Source organism: Achromobacter sp. Marseille-Q4962 (assembly GCF_943737005.1).
GTDB lineage: Bacteria > Pseudomonadota > Gammaproteobacteria > Burkholderiales > Burkholderiaceae_B > Achromobacter.
In genome coordinates this window covers 94,417-107,130 of record NZ_CALSFU010000013.1, presented here as the reverse complement: position 1 = coordinate 107,130, position 12,714 = coordinate 94,417, and the positions used below count along the sequence as shown (strand labels likewise).

General features: G+C 67.4%; 11 protein-coding genes. 3 read left to right on the top strand and 8 right to left on the bottom strand.

The features are described 5' to 3' along the window. Window positions 1-180: 180 nt before the first annotated feature. From NGJ44_RS13275 to NGJ44_RS13265, 3 genes are all read left to right on the top strand, one after another. Window positions 181-1,776 (top strand): glucosamine inositolphosphorylceramide transferase family protein, encoded by a 1,596-nt coding sequence (locus NGJ44_RS13275; protein WP_251864207.1) that lies wholly within the window; start codon window positions 181-183, stop codon window positions 1,774-1,776. 601 nt (window positions 1,777-2,377) lie between these two features. After that, window positions 2,378-3,127, top strand: coding sequence for a response regulator transcription factor (locus NGJ44_RS13270; RefSeq protein ID WP_251864206.1), 750 nt, complete (start codon window positions 2,378-2,380; stop codon window positions 3,125-3,127). A gap of 353 nt (window positions 3,128-3,480) precedes the next feature. Beyond that, a complete protein-coding gene (locus NGJ44_RS13265) occupies window positions 3,481-4,155 on the top strand; it encodes a response regulator transcription factor (RefSeq protein ID WP_251864205.1) in 675 nt (224 codons plus the stop codon). A 142-nt stretch (window positions 4,156-4,297) separates the two neighbouring features. Here NGJ44_RS13265 and NGJ44_RS13260 read toward each other — a convergent pair whose 3' ends face one another. The 8 genes from NGJ44_RS13260 to NGJ44_RS13225 are packed head-to-tail and all read right to left on the bottom strand — an operon-like array spanning window position 4,298 to window position 12,713. Beyond that, entirely contained in the window at window positions 4,298-5,587 is a 1,290-nt protein-coding gene (locus NGJ44_RS13260; RefSeq protein WP_251864204.1) for a glycosyltransferase WbuB, read from the bottom strand. Then, on the bottom strand, window positions 5,584-6,147 hold the full coding sequence (locus tag NGJ44_RS13255; RefSeq protein WP_286012357.1) for a putative colanic acid biosynthesis acetyltransferase: 564 nt from the start codon (window positions 6,145-6,147) through the stop codon (window positions 5,584-5,586). Before NGJ44_RS13255 ends, NGJ44_RS13260 begins: the two co-directional genes overlap by 4 nt. After that, entirely contained in the window at window positions 6,144-7,031 is an 888-nt protein-coding gene (locus NGJ44_RS13250; protein ID WP_053244783.1) for a glycosyltransferase family 2 protein, read from the bottom strand. The genes NGJ44_RS13255 and NGJ44_RS13250 overlap by 4 nt, the downstream gene beginning before the upstream one ends. A 13-nt stretch (window positions 7,032-7,044) precedes the next feature. Further along, window positions 7,045-8,178: a glycosyltransferase gene (locus tag NGJ44_RS13245; RefSeq protein ID WP_251864203.1), complete on the bottom strand. Its 1,134-nt coding sequence runs from the start codon at window positions 8,176-8,178 to the stop codon at window positions 7,045-7,047. Then, window positions 8,171-9,463, bottom strand: a complete 1,293-nt coding sequence (locus NGJ44_RS13240) for an O-antigen ligase family protein (protein ID WP_053244779.1) — start codon at window positions 9,461-9,463, stop codon at window positions 8,171-8,173. The genes NGJ44_RS13245 and NGJ44_RS13240 overlap by 8 nt, the downstream gene beginning before the upstream one ends. A 26-nt stretch (window positions 9,464-9,489) precedes the next feature. Then, window positions 9,490-10,392, bottom strand: coding sequence for a glycosyltransferase family 2 protein (locus NGJ44_RS13235; RefSeq protein ID WP_053244778.1), 903 nt, complete (start codon window positions 10,390-10,392; stop codon window positions 9,490-9,492). A 20-nt stretch (window positions 10,393-10,412) separates the two neighbouring features. After that, entirely contained in the window at window positions 10,413-11,729 is a 1,317-nt protein-coding gene (locus NGJ44_RS13230) for a lipopolysaccharide biosynthesis protein (protein WP_053244777.1), read from the bottom strand. A gap of 30 nt (window positions 11,730-11,759) precedes the next feature. Next, entirely contained in the window at window positions 11,760-12,713 is a 954-nt protein-coding gene (locus NGJ44_RS13225) for a GDP-L-fucose synthase family protein (RefSeq protein WP_251864202.1), read from the bottom strand. Window position 12,714: the final 1 nt, after the last annotated feature.

Below are 12,714 nucleotides of genomic sequence, written 5' to 3'. Positions count from 1 at the left end.
TGCGGACGCATCATTCGCGACCTTTGTCCTCGGACGACGGGCCTAGGATGAAAGCCGTCTGGAAGGCGCGCGCAAAAGTCCGCAGTATCGGGCTGGGAACAGATGTGCATGTGCGCGGGGACCGCATTGCGCCCGGGCGTTCGAACGATCCGCATATGGCCGGTACAGGAGCAAAGGGAAATGAAGACCTACAGAGTGGGGCTGCTGGTCGATGGATACGAGCAGCCGGGGTGGATGCACGAGATGGCCGACTGGCTCGCCCAGAGCCGGGAGTTCCAGATCGCGGCCTTGCTGGTGATGGGGCTGGGGCAGGACGGGCGCGCGCCGAGGCTGGGCGTGAAGGCGCTGTTCGGAACCCTGACGCGGCTCGAGTCCCGGCTGCTGCCGGCGCGGCAGAGGCAGGTGCTGGAATGCGGCGACATGCGCGAGCGCCTGCCGCCCGGCGTGCCGGTGCTGGACCTGCAGCCCGCCTCTGAGGCCGGCGACGACGGCGTGGCCGCGCTCGGCCTCGACCTGGTCATCACGCTGGGCTCGTCGGCCGCGTCCCGCGCCCAGATGCGGGACTGGGCCGCGCTGGGCGTATGGCGGCTCAGCTACTCCGACATCGCGGTGGCCACCAGCCGCTACGCGGGATTCTGGGAGGTGTACCAGCGCGCCGACCACACCTCGGTGCGGCTCTGGCGCATGGGCGCGACGGCGGAGCAGGACGAGCTGCTGGACCAGCGCAGCTTCAATACCGAAGTATTTTGGCTGAAGAACCAGGCGCGCGCGTTCAGTCTGGGCAATTTCATGGTGTACGACGCCTTGCAGGCGCTGGCGCGGTCGCGCCGGGGCGCCGCGCCGCCCGTGATCCAGATCGTGAGCGGCGAGCGCCGCGCGGACCCGGTGGAATGGAATAGCGCCTCGTACATCGCGCGCCAGGCGGCATTAATGGCGGACCTCGTTGTGCGCCGCATCATGAAAAAGAACATACGCTGGCGGATCGGCATGTTTCCGTCAGCGCGCCAGCAGGCCGTGGTGTCCGAGGCCATGGTGCTGCAGCCCCCGAAGGGTCGGTTTTTCGCGGACCCTTTTGTTTATATGCGCGACCAGAAACCCTATATATTCTTCGAAGACTACGATTTTAATTCCCGCAAAGGCACGATTTCGGTCGCGACATACTCCGACGGGGACTTCCGGCTGATAGGAACCGCGCTGAACCTGCCCTACCATTTATCCTTTCCGTATATATTCGAATACGAAGGGACCACGTACATGGTTCCGGAAACATGCGGAAACCGCAGCATCGAGCTCTGGAAATGCACCGATTTTCCCTTGAGGTGGGAGCTCGACATGACGCTGATGACGAATATATCGGCGGTCGACACCATAATATTCAAGCACGGCGAATACTGGTGGCTGCTCACCAATATCGACCGCACCGACGGCCAGAGCCATTGCGACGAATTATTCGCCTTCTTTTCCGATTCGCCGCGCTCCACGCAATGGACGCCGCACGCCTGCAACCCTATCGTGCGCAACCCCATGCGGGCCCGCAACGCGGGAATCGTTGTCACGCCTGGCGGAGAGGTGATCCGCTGCGCCCAATACCAGGGGTTCTGCCACTACGGCAAGGGAGTGTCGCTCAACCGGATCGAGGAGCTGACGCCCTCCACTTATGTGGAAACCGATGGCGAGATCCACTATGCCGATTTTCTGAAAAAACGCCATGCTTCGATGCACCATTGGCACTACCAGGGCGGGCATACGGTATTTGATTTCGCCTATATGGATTGAATAAGGCGGATGTTTTGCCAGGAAAATGCATTTCATATTCGCCGGCTGCCGCGGCAAAGGCTGGAAGAAGAAGGCCGAGGCAGCATTCCAGACTGAACCCTCCGCGACTTTCCCCGGCGGGCAGCGCCCCGCGGCGGGCCGCCCGGCCAGGGCGGCGTGCAACATTTCCGTTACCCCTCCCTCTGGTTTTTCATGCCTGCCGCGCTTGCCGCGGCTGCGCCCCTTGCGGCAAGCGGGGCCGCATGGGCGGGTTCCCGGGCAGCGGGGCGCATTTTCCCCCCCGGGAAAACCCGGCCGCCGGAAAGAATGATTTCGTTATCTCATTCCTATTTATGAGAAGTGTTTAAGGCTAACGGATGATTACTGTTTTTGTCGGATTATATCGACCTGAAACGTCTTGCTTTTAGCCATTGCGAACCATAAGATGGGTTCACGCCATCCGTTATGTTGGCTACCAAAGTTGCTCAGCCTGCATGCCATGAATATGCCGCATCCGCATATTCCCGCATGGCGCGGAACAAGCTCCGCGGGGCTGAAAATAATAGTCTTCAGCACAGCGAAGATCCCCTTCTAGGCCTGTCGAAAAAACCGGGAGGACATTATGGCCAAGATGGTCCTGATTGAAGCCCATCCGCTGTTGCGGCTGGGGTTGTGGCAGATACTCAGCAAGTTGGACGATGTTTGGGAAATCGAGGGAATGGGCCTGGCCGACATCTCCAAGGCGGATGGGGCGCACGCGGGCGCCGATCTTCTGATCTACGGACTGCCGGTCGACACGGACGAGGCCTGGACCGCACTGGGGGAGATCCAGCGGGTGTTGTCGCCCAAGCGCATTCTGCTGCTGACGGACGTCATGCCTTTGCCCATGCCCGTGCAGGGGCTGCCTGGCGCCAGCGTCTACGGCTGCCTCATGAAGACGGCATCGGTCGAAATCCTGGAAGCGGCCATCCGCCTGGTCATGGCGGGCGGCCAGTGCTTCCCGAGCGAGCAGGCCCTGCAGGCGCCCGCCACGCCGTCGTGCGCGCTGCCCGCGCGCGACGGCGAAGACGCGTCTTCCAAGGGCGCCATGCCCATCAGCGCCGGCGCGCAGTTGTTGCAGATCACGCCGCGCCAGTATGAGGTGCTGGTGCTGCTGGCGCGCGGCTACCCCATCAAGACGGTGAGCCGCATGCTGAACATTTCGGTTGCCACGGCCAAGACGCACGCCTGCACGCTCTACCAGCGCCTGCACGTGAAGAACAAGGGAGAGGCCGTGTACGCCGCGCTGCAGCGCGGCGCGACGCTGGAATGGCACGAGCCGAGCAACAGGGATGCCGACGCCGGGCACATGTACGGGCGCAAGGTCGGCTGAGCAGACGCGCGCCGCTTGCCCGGCGGCCGCGGGAACGCCCTGCGCTTCCCGTTGCCGGGCTTGGCCTGTCTTCGCATTCCAGGGCGGTTTTCCACGGCGCTGGCGCCCGCCATACCGCCGCATTCCGCCACCAATCATCCTCCTGAACGAGATTCACCGCGCAGCCCCGCTGCTAGCATGGGATGTGTCCGCAAGCATGGGTTGGCATGGCGATTACTCAGCGCCGCCAAAGCGATCCAGGAGCGCGGATAGGACTCCCGTGCCCCCAATCGCATTCGCCAGCGCCGCTGCGCGCGTGAGCCTGGATCGCGGGAACCGTTGTCTGAACCATGCTTCACAAGGTTCCGTCCAGGATGACGACCGTACTCATCGAAGACTATGCGCTGCTTCGCGTCGCGATCCAGCATGTGCTGGAGCGCGTGCGCAACGCCGACGACATTCTGGCAATCTCGCCAGCCCATCTGCTCAATATGTCCAGTTCGCTCAACCGGCCCGTGGAATTGCTGGTGCTCGGGTGCAGCGGCGTGGCCGATAGCGACCTGAGCCTGCTCTCCCAGGCGACCTCGCTGTTCATGCCGCGGCTGGTGCTGGTGCTGTATGCGGTGCTGGACCCGCTGGTGATGACGGGATGCGCGCGCGCCGGCGTGGCGGGCTACCTGCCCAAGGCATCGAGTCCCGAGGCGCTGTCGGCAGCGGTGAGCCTGGTGCTGGCGGGCGGCGAATGCTATCCGCAGCCTTCATCGAGAATGCCGCTGGCCAGCCACGCGCCGGCGCCCGAACTGCGCGAGCTGACCCAGCGCCAGGAGGAAATCCTGCAATTGCTGGTGCAAGGCAAGACCATGCGGGAGATCGGCCAGCAGGTGGGCATTTCGGTTGCCACGGTCAAGAGTCACGCTCGCACCCTGTACTGGAAGCTCAACGCCCGCAACCAGGCCGAGGCGGCCTACATCGCGGTGCAGATGGGGCTGGTGCACGGCAACGGGCCGCCGGCGCCTGGCCTCGCGCCCAAGAGCGAACCAGCGGCATAGGGATGCACGCCTGCGCGGACTGTCCGCAGTCCACGCAGGCGCGCACCTCTATGCCCGGCGAGGGCGGCCGGCATGGCGCGCCAGGCGGGCGGCCCGGGCTTCGGCGATCGCACATCGAGAAACCGGCGGCGGGGATCGCGTTTCAGAGATCGCTCTCCCGCGCGGCGCTTTCCCGCGCGGCGCTCTCCCGCGCGGCGGCGGACCGGGAAAGCGCCTGGCCCGTGGCGTCCAGGAAAGCGTGCTCGGCCGCGGCCAGCACCGATTCCACGTGCAGGTGCGCCTGCGCATACTGCCGCGCGGCCTCGCCGAGCGCATGGCGGCGGGCGGAATCGTCGGCCAGGGCGCGGACGGCCCCGGCCAAGGCGCCGCCGTCTTCGGGGGCCACCAGCAGGCCGCAGTGGCGCACCACGCCGGCCAGCTCGGTGCCTTCGGCCGCGCCGCACACCACGGGCCGGCCGCTGGCCAGCATGCCCGTGAGCTTGGACGGCATGACCAGGTCGGCCGCGCCGGCGCGCTGGGGCAGCAGGTGGATGTCCGCGGTGCGCAGCAGCGCGCCCAGCCGCTCGGCGGGCTGCAGGTCCAGGAACACCACGCGCCGCAGGCCCGCGCAGGCGTCCTGCAGCGGCGCGCGCTCGGGGCCCTGGCCGCAGAACACGAACCAGATTCCTTCGTGCGCGCTCAGCCGGCGGGCGGCGTCGGCCAGCGTCAGCAGGCCCTGCTTGCCGCCCATGTTGCCCGAATAGAGCGCCACCACGGCCTGGGGCGGAATGCCCAGCTCGGCGCGCAGGTCGCCGCCCTCGTCGGGCGAGATGCGGTCCACGTCGATCCAGTTGGGCAGCAGCAGCGCGCGCGCCGGATCCACGCCCTTGGCCAGCGCCCGTTCCAGCATGCGCCCCGATATCGTGGAGACGCGGTCGAAGCGGCGCATCAGCCACGTCTCGGCGCGGCGCACCAGGCCGCGCAGCCCGGCGCCCTTGAGCAGCCCCAGCTCGAACGCCGCGTCCACTTCGTAGTCCTGGATGTGCAGCCATGCGCGCGCGCCGCAAAGCCGCGCGGCCAGCCACGCGGCCGGCGCGCAGAACAGGGCGGGCTCGACCACGAACACCAGGTCGGGGCGGCTCACCGCGGCGCGCAGCAGCGAGGGCAGGCTGGACAGCGCGAAGCTGGCCAGGTGCGCCAGGCGCTTGGCGCCGCCGGGCCGCGCGGGCACCCACAGCGGCGCGCGGCGCACGTCCACGCCGCGCAGCGTCTCGCGCTGGTAGCGTCCGGCGCGGTAGCCCAGCTGCACCCGCCATTGCGGGTAGTAGGGCGGCGCCGTGACCACGCTGACCTGGTGCCCGCGCGCCGCCAGCCATTCGGCCATCTCGGCGGTGTACTTGCCGGTGCCGGTCAGCTCGGGCGCGTAATTGATGCCGTAGACGAGGATTTTCATGAGGCGTCCCGCGCCGCGCGGGGCCGCACGGGGCGGCAGGGGCTGCCGTGGCAAATCATGCCGGGCGGCAGGCTGCGGAACACCGAGCTGCGCGCGCCGACGACGGTTTCGCGGCCCACCGTGACGTCGGGGGCGATGAACACGTCGGTGGCCACCCAGGCGCCGTCCTCGATGCGCACCATGCGTTCGCGCAGCGGGAAGTCGGGCCGCGCCGGATCGTGGTCGGCCGCGCAGAGATAGCTGCGCTGCGAGATCACGGCGTGCGCCCCGATGTGGATCTGCCCCAGGCTGTAGATCACCGCGTCGTCGCCGATCCAGGCATAGTCGCCGATCTCCACTTTCCAGGGATAGGTGATGGTGGCGCTGGGGCGCACCAGCACTTTGCGGCCCACGCGCGCGCCGAAGCAGCGCAGCAGCCAGCGGCGAAAACCGTAGGCCACCTGCGGCGACCAGCGGAACAGCGTGCCCTGGACGATCCACCAGAGCTGCACCGTCAGGGCCGAGCGGCCGCGCTGTCCCGGAGCCAGCGTGAACTGGTCCAGCCGCTGCAGCGCGCTCATTTCGCGGCTCCCGCCACGGTTTCCCCCTTGGCCCGGCCGAGGGCGGCCTGCCGCTCCTTGCGGATTTCCTCCGTTTTGATGCGGATCTGCCAGTAGTACAGGGCGCGCGCGATTGCGTAGTCGAAGCCGGCCTTGCCGTCGAGAAAGCCGAGGCGGAACACATAGGAATGCAGGAACGACACCGGCCCCTTGAATGGCATGGCCTGGAAGATGCGCTTGAGCAGGGCGCGCGCGCCCACGTTGGCTTCGCGCGGGTCGTTCATCAGTCCCTTGGTGCGCAGGTTGGCTTCCCAATCCGAATAGCGGTTGTGTTTGTCGAAGTAATGGAAGAGCGTATCGTGGTCGTTGTGGACCATGCGGTTGCGCAGCGCGAAGGTTTCGCCCTGCACCTGCGGCTGGTAGTGGCCTTCCACCTCCCACATGTTGGCCACGTCCAGGTCGTCGTAGTCCAGAAAGCGCGAGCGCTCGCGCGCCAGCAGCGCCAGCTTGTAGACGCGGTGCCCGTGCTCGAGCTTACGGCCGCAGAACACGTAGTCGAACGGCACGAAGGCGCCGCCCGCGCCGGCCGCGAAGCGGGGCAGGCAATCGCGTATTTCGCGGGCCAGCGCCGGCGTCATTTCCTCGTCGGCGTCGACGTACAGGACCACCGGATGGGAGAAGGGCAGCGACTCCAGGCACCATTGCTTCTTCTTCGGGTATTTGCCGTTCCACTGGAAGTTGCACACTTTCGCGCCCAGCGATTCAGCCAGCACGCAGGTGGCGTCGGTGCTGTTGGAGTCCACCACGAACACTTCATCGAAGTCGGCGAGCGCCTTCAGGCACTTGACGATGTTTCGCTCCTCGTTCTTGGTCATGACCACGACGGAAATCGGTATCTTCTGCATGATGCTGTCCTGTTCAGGGCGTGCCGCGCCGCAGCAGCGGCTCGAAAAGCGCGATGACATTGAGGCAATGCCGCTCGAGAGAGAAGAAGTCCGCGCGCGCCGGACCCTGTTCGGCCAGCCGCTGGCGCATCTCGGCGTCGTCGGCCAGGCGACGCACGGCGTCGGCCAGCGCCGCGGCGTCGCCTACCGGCACCAGCAGGCCGTAGCGTCCCGCGTCGAGGATTTCGGCGGGGCCGTGCGGGCAGTCGGTGGAAATGACCGGCACGCCCAGGCAGAGCGCCTCGACCAGCACGTTGCCGAAGCTTTCGCGCAGCGACGTGGAAGCGAAGGCGCCTGCTCCCGCCAGCATGGGAAAAGGGTTGTCGATGTGGCCGGCCAGCGTTACGCGGGTGCGCGACGGCCGCTGTTCGATGCGCCGCTGCAGCGCCGCGTGCTCGGAGCCCTCGCCCAGGATGGTGATGGAAATGCGGGGATCGTCCAGCAGGGCCGCGGCGTCCACCAGCGTGGCGTAGTCCTTGACGGCTTCCAGCCGTCCCACCGCCACCACGTGCAGCTCCCGCGACGCGGCCGCGCCCGGCACGGACGCCTGCCCGCTCTGGGCCCGCACGTTGTCCAGCGGCACGCCGTTGTAGATGTACCGGACCTTGCCGCGCAGCGGCGGAAACATGCTGACCAGGTCTTCCTTCACGCCGCGCGAGACGCCGACCACGGCATCGTGGCGCCGGTAGGTCTGGCTCACGACCCAGCACTTGAGCCGGCTCAGCCTGGAGGCGCCGTAGTGGATGGCCGGGCTGCTGTGCTCGAACGCCACCGTGCGGAACTTGCCGCGCAGCAGCGCCCGCGCGATGACGACCAGCAGGTTGCACAGCAGCCCGTGCGAACACACGATGGCGGGCCGCTCGCGGCGGATCTGGCGCAGCAGCTTGAAGAACGCCAGCGGCAGCATAAGCCGGAAGCGTTGCGGAGACTCGATGATGGGCAGGGCGCGGGTCACCTTGGGGTTGGACACGGGGTATTCGCGGTTGCGCGAACGCAGCAGGAACAGCGACGAGTCGATGCCGCGTTCCGGCAGCGCGTCCGCGATGAAGGCGACGCACCTTCCGACGCCGCCGTGCAGGTCCGGCGAGACAAACATGACATCAGACATGAGGCAGAACTCGCGGTAGCGCCCGGCGCGACGCGTCCGGACGGGGGCTGGGGGAAGCGGCGGCCTGCGTCGGCACGGGCATGGCGCGGGCATTGCGCAGCAGCGACAGGCAATAGCAGAGCAGGAAGCCGGTGAAGGCGGTCTTGGGGGCATAGGCCAGGCCGCCCGACAGCGAATCCACGAAGATGTAGATCGGGACGGTGGCGAGCAGGTATCGCCGATGCAGCTCCAGGCCGGGATTCCGGTATCGTCTCAGCAGGGTGAGCAGCAGGATGAGCAGCGGCGGCAGCATGATCATGATGGTGCCGACGATGCCGAACTTCATCAGGTAGAAGGCCCAGGAGTTGTGCGCGAAAGTGCTCAGCTCGAAGCCGTTCTCGCCCATGACCCAACTGCGAAAGCCCGCGCCCTTGCCGAACACGGGGCTTTCGGCGAAGAAGTCCATCTGCCCCTGCATCTCCTGGATGCGCGCGCCGTAGCTCGAATCCTCGTCCAGGCGCTCCACGCTGAAGATGCGGTTGGCGAGCACGTCCAGGTAGCCGATGCTGGCGAAAACCAGCACGCCGGCCACCGTGGCGGGCGCGAAGATCAGGAACACGCGGCGCCGCACCTCGGGGTTGCCCGCCAGCATCATCGCCAGGAAAACGGCCACCGCCAGCTGCAGGTACTGGCTGCGGTTGAGCGAGAACACCAGCGCCATCAGCATGTACACGGTGAGCGCGTAGGCCTTGGGGCCCGACACGTTCAGGGTGCGGCGGAAGTACAGCAGCGACACCACGCCGGACGGAATCGCCCAGATGCCCAGCTGCACGTTGCGCACGGGATTCGAGATGGAGAAACCCTGGGCTTGTTCCAGCAGCATGAAGGTGGACACGGCCAGGCAGGCCGCCACGATGTACTTCTGCAGGATGGCGTAGGCGTGCGGACTGTCGATGTCCTTGTAGCAGAGAAAGGGCGTGCACAGGAAATAGAACACGATGCGCAGGTCGCGCGCCACGTCGCCCGTCTCGATGCCCGGATGGTGCGCCGACACCAGCAGCAGGTAGATCACCGACAGGCACTGCATGCCCAGCAGCATGCCCAGCGCCCCGCGCGGCAGCGCGTAGGCGCCGGGCTCGGCCAGCCTGAGCGCCTTGACGCCCAGCATGGCGACGAAGAGCAGGTCGAAGGGCGAAAGCTTGAAGCCGCCCACGCCCAGCACGAAATGGTCGTTGTTCAGCGCCAGCGCGGTGAACGCGAACAGTCCCAGCAGGTGCAGGGTCGAGAGTTTGCGGATGTTGGCCATGGGAGAGGCTCCTGGGGCGGGCGGCGCTAGCGCACCGCCCAGTCGTCGCGCCGGAAGAGCTTGGTGGCGAGCTTTTCGATCAGGTAGGAAAGGTCGCCCTGGCGCGCGTGCGCGGCCACCTTGGACGCGCGGCACGACAGTTCGAAGAGCTTGCCCAGCCCCGGCTCGGTGCGGCGGATGCGGTCCACGATCTGCTCGCGCTCTTCCTGCAGCACGTCCTGCATGAGCGCGGTCTTGGTTTCGTCGTGGGCGGTGTAGACCCCCATGGCGTCGGGCACGATCACGTTCTTGCCCTCGCGCAGCAGCCGGCTCCAGAGTTCCAGGTCCATGCAGTAGCGCATGCTCTCCTGCAGCAGCCCGTGCTTGCGCAGCAGGTCGCGGCGGAAGATGGCGGACTGGTTCGGAATGGACGCCTTCACCACCGTCAGCGTGCCACGGTTGACCGGCGTGTAGTGGATCTTGCGGAAGATGCGGTTTTCGGCGTCGGCCACGAACAGGTTGCCGCTGATGATGGGCGCGCGCACGCGCGAGGCGGCGGCGCCGAGCTTGCGCAGCGCGCCCGGGAAATACAGATCGTCGGAGTTCTGCCAGCCCACGTATTCGCCCGTGGCGCGCTCGAACCCCTTGTTGATGGCGTGCGACTGCCCGCGGTCGGGCGTGCTTTCCCAGTAGCTCAGGTAGCGCTCGTACTTGCGGATGATGTCCACGCTGCCGTCGGTGGAGCCGCCGTCGATGATGATGTATTCCAGCCTGGGGTAGCCCTGGTTCAGCACCGAAAGAATGGTGCGCTCCAGGAAGCGCGCCTGGTTGTAGGAGGGCGTCACGATGGTCAGCTTGGGCAGCAGGTTGCCCGCGATGGGGGCCGGCGGACGCAGTTCGCTGACGAATTCGACGAGCTGGCGCGTATGGGCGATGTGACGATTGCGCATGGGAAACCTCAGCATAGGATTTACCGGGTGGCGGCCGGTATGGCGCCCGCGATGTCCGGGCGGGATTGGCGGATGGCGAGGGCCACGCCGGCCAGCGTGATGAGCGCATAGGCCATGCGGCCCCAGGCGGCGGCGTGTTCGCCCGCCACGTGCACCAGCGCGGCCATGACGCACAGCATGGCCAGTCCTCCCAAGCCGTTCAGGATGGCGATGGCGCGCGAGTTGCCCAGGCCGAGCAGCGAGAAGTGCGCGGCCGCGTTGAGCGAGAGCATGCCGGAGGCCGCGATGAGCAGCCGGAACGTGCCCAGATGGCCTTCGGCCACGTTCGAGCCCAGCATCAGATCCAGCAGCGGCGAGCTCACCGCCAGCACCGCCAGGGTGGCCGTGACCGACAGCGCGAGATTGGCCAGCATCATGCGGCGCACTTCGCGCTCGGCCGCACCGGGGTAGGGCGGCGCCGCGGCCAGGCGGCTCACCCGCGGCATCGCCTTCTGGAAGATGGCCACCGAGGCGGTGTGGATCATCTGGCCGACCTGCACGCCCACCGTATAGATGGCAAGCGCGGCCGGCCCCATCAGGCTGCCCACCAGCACGCGGTCCACCGAGCCGAAGGCGAGTGCGCTCAGGCTGTTGAGCCACGACCAGCGCGAGAAGCGGAACGCCTCCATCATCGCGGAGCGGTCCCGCACCGGCCGGACCGCCGCGTGTCCATAGGCGCGGGAGAACACGCCCATCTTGGCGCTGCCGGCCAGCAGCAGGCCCAGCGCCTGGGCCAGGCCGGTCCAGGTCGGCGAGGCCGTCAAGGCCGCGGTGGCGCAGGCCAGCGCCAGGGTGCCGCTGCGGCTGAACACCTCGCACAGCGCGGTGGCGCGGAAGTCTTCGCGGCCTTTCAGGCAGCCGGAGAAAAGCTGGTCGTATTGCTGCGCCAGATAGATGGCCAGCGCCGGCATCGCGAGCAGGGTGACGGCCACGCCGCCGAACGTGGCGTGCGGCCAGAGCAGGCTCACCGCCAGCCACAGCGCCACCGCGATGACGCTCACCACGCCCAGCGCGCAGCCGATCAGCGCCATGCCCACGCCGGCCGCGCGGTAGGCTCCGCCCGGCTCGTGCATGCGCTCGGATACCAGCTTGGTGGCCGTCACCGCCGCGCCCAGGTTGGCGGCGTTGCCGAAGCCGGCCAGCGCGATGATCATCGAGTACTGGCCGAACCCCACCGTGCCCAACTGGCGGAACAGGATGGGCAGCGCCACCAGCGCCGCCATCGGGCCGACGCCGTACTCCACGAGTCCCCAGAACGAGGCATTGCCGGCGATGTATTTCCTCACGAATCCGAACATCGGTAAGCCTGTGGGTCGGAGGGCGTGGCCTCAGGCCACGGAAACGGCGCCCGGGGCGCGTTCGCGCAGGAAATGGCCGTAGGCCAGCTCGATGCCCCGGGCGAGCGGGGTGGCCGGGCGCCAGCCCAGCGCGCGCATGCGCGAGGAATCCATCAGCTTGCGCAGCGTGCCGTCGGGCTTGCCGGCGTCGTAGACGATGGCGCCCGTGTAGCCCACCACCCGCGCCACCAGCGCGGCAAGGTCGGCGATGGAGATGTCCCGCCCCGCGCCGATGTTGTAGATGCCTTCGGCCTGCGGATGCTCCATCAGCGTGACGCAGGCCTCGGCCAGGTCGTCCACGTACAGGAACTCGCGCAGCGGGGCGCCGGTGCCCCACAGGACGACGCTTTCCTGCCCGTTCTCGCGGCCCTCGTGGAACTTGCGGATCAGGGCGGGAAGCACGTGGCTGCTCTGCAGGTCGTAGTTGTCGTGCGGGCCGTACAGGTTGGTCGGCATCGCGCAAATGAAGCGCGCGCCGTATTCGCGCTGGTATGCCTCGCACAGCTTGAGCCCGGCGATCTTGGCGATGGCGTAGGGTTCGTTAGTGGCCTCCAGCGGCCCCGTCAGCAGTGCGTCCTCGCGTATGGGCTGCGGGGCCTCGCGCGGATAGATGCAGGACGAGCCCAGGAACAGCAGTTTGCGCACCCCCGCCTCGTAGGCGGCGTGGATGACGTTGCACTCGATCATCAGGTTGCGGTAAAGAAAATCCACCGGATGGGTGTGGTTGGCCAGGATGCCGCCCACCTTCGCGGCGGCCAGGTACACCACGTCCACCGGGGTGGACGCGAAGAACCGGCGCACCTGGTCCTGGTTTTCCAGGTCGAGCTCCGCGCGGCTGCGCGTGATAACGCCGCGATACCCGCGCCGCTGCAGCTCGCGGGCGATGGCCGCGCCCACCATGCCGCGATGGCCGGCCACGAACACGCGTTGGTCCAGGTCCGTCATG

What these genes read in the sequence shown, in the direction of transcription:
- NGJ44_RS13260 (WP_251864204.1), bottom strand. Translation starts at nt 5,587, where the DNA reads ATGAAAATCCTCGTCTACGGCATCAATTACGCGCCCGAGCTGACCGGC.
- NGJ44_RS13255 (WP_286012357.1), bottom strand. Translation starts at nt 6,147, where the DNA reads ATGAGCGCGCTGCAGCGGCTGGACCAGTTCACGCTGGCTCCGGGACAG.
- NGJ44_RS13270 (WP_251864206.1), top strand. Translation starts at nt 2,378, where the DNA reads ATGGCCAAGATGGTCCTGATTGAAGCCCATCCGCTGTTGCGGCTGGGG.
- NGJ44_RS13245 (WP_251864203.1), bottom strand. Translation starts at nt 8,178, where the DNA reads ATGTCTGATGTCATGTTTGTCTCGCCGGACCTGCACGGCGGCGTCGGA.
- NGJ44_RS13230 (WP_053244777.1), bottom strand. Translation starts at nt 11,729, where the DNA reads ATGTTCGGATTCGTGAGGAAATACATCGCCGGCAATGCCTCGTTCTGG.
- NGJ44_RS13265 (WP_251864205.1), top strand. Translation starts at nt 3,481, where the DNA reads ATGACGACCGTACTCATCGAAGACTATGCGCTGCTTCGCGTCGCGATC.
- NGJ44_RS13240 (WP_053244779.1), bottom strand. Translation starts at nt 9,463, where the DNA reads ATGGCCAACATCCGCAAACTCTCGACCCTGCACCTGCTGGGACTGTTC.
- NGJ44_RS13250 (WP_053244783.1), bottom strand. Translation starts at nt 7,031, where the DNA reads ATGCAGAAGATACCGATTTCCGTCGTGGTCATGACCAAGAACGAGGAG.
- NGJ44_RS13235 (WP_053244778.1), bottom strand. Translation starts at nt 10,392, where the DNA reads ATGCGCAATCGTCACATCGCCCATACGCGCCAGCTCGTCGAATTCGTC.
- NGJ44_RS13225 (WP_251864202.1), bottom strand. Translation starts at nt 12,713, where the DNA reads ATGACGGACCTGGACCAACGCGTGTTCGTGGCCGGCCATCGCGGCATG.
- NGJ44_RS13275 (WP_251864207.1), top strand. Translation starts at nt 181, where the DNA reads ATGAAGACCTACAGAGTGGGGCTGCTGGTCGATGGATACGAGCAGCCG.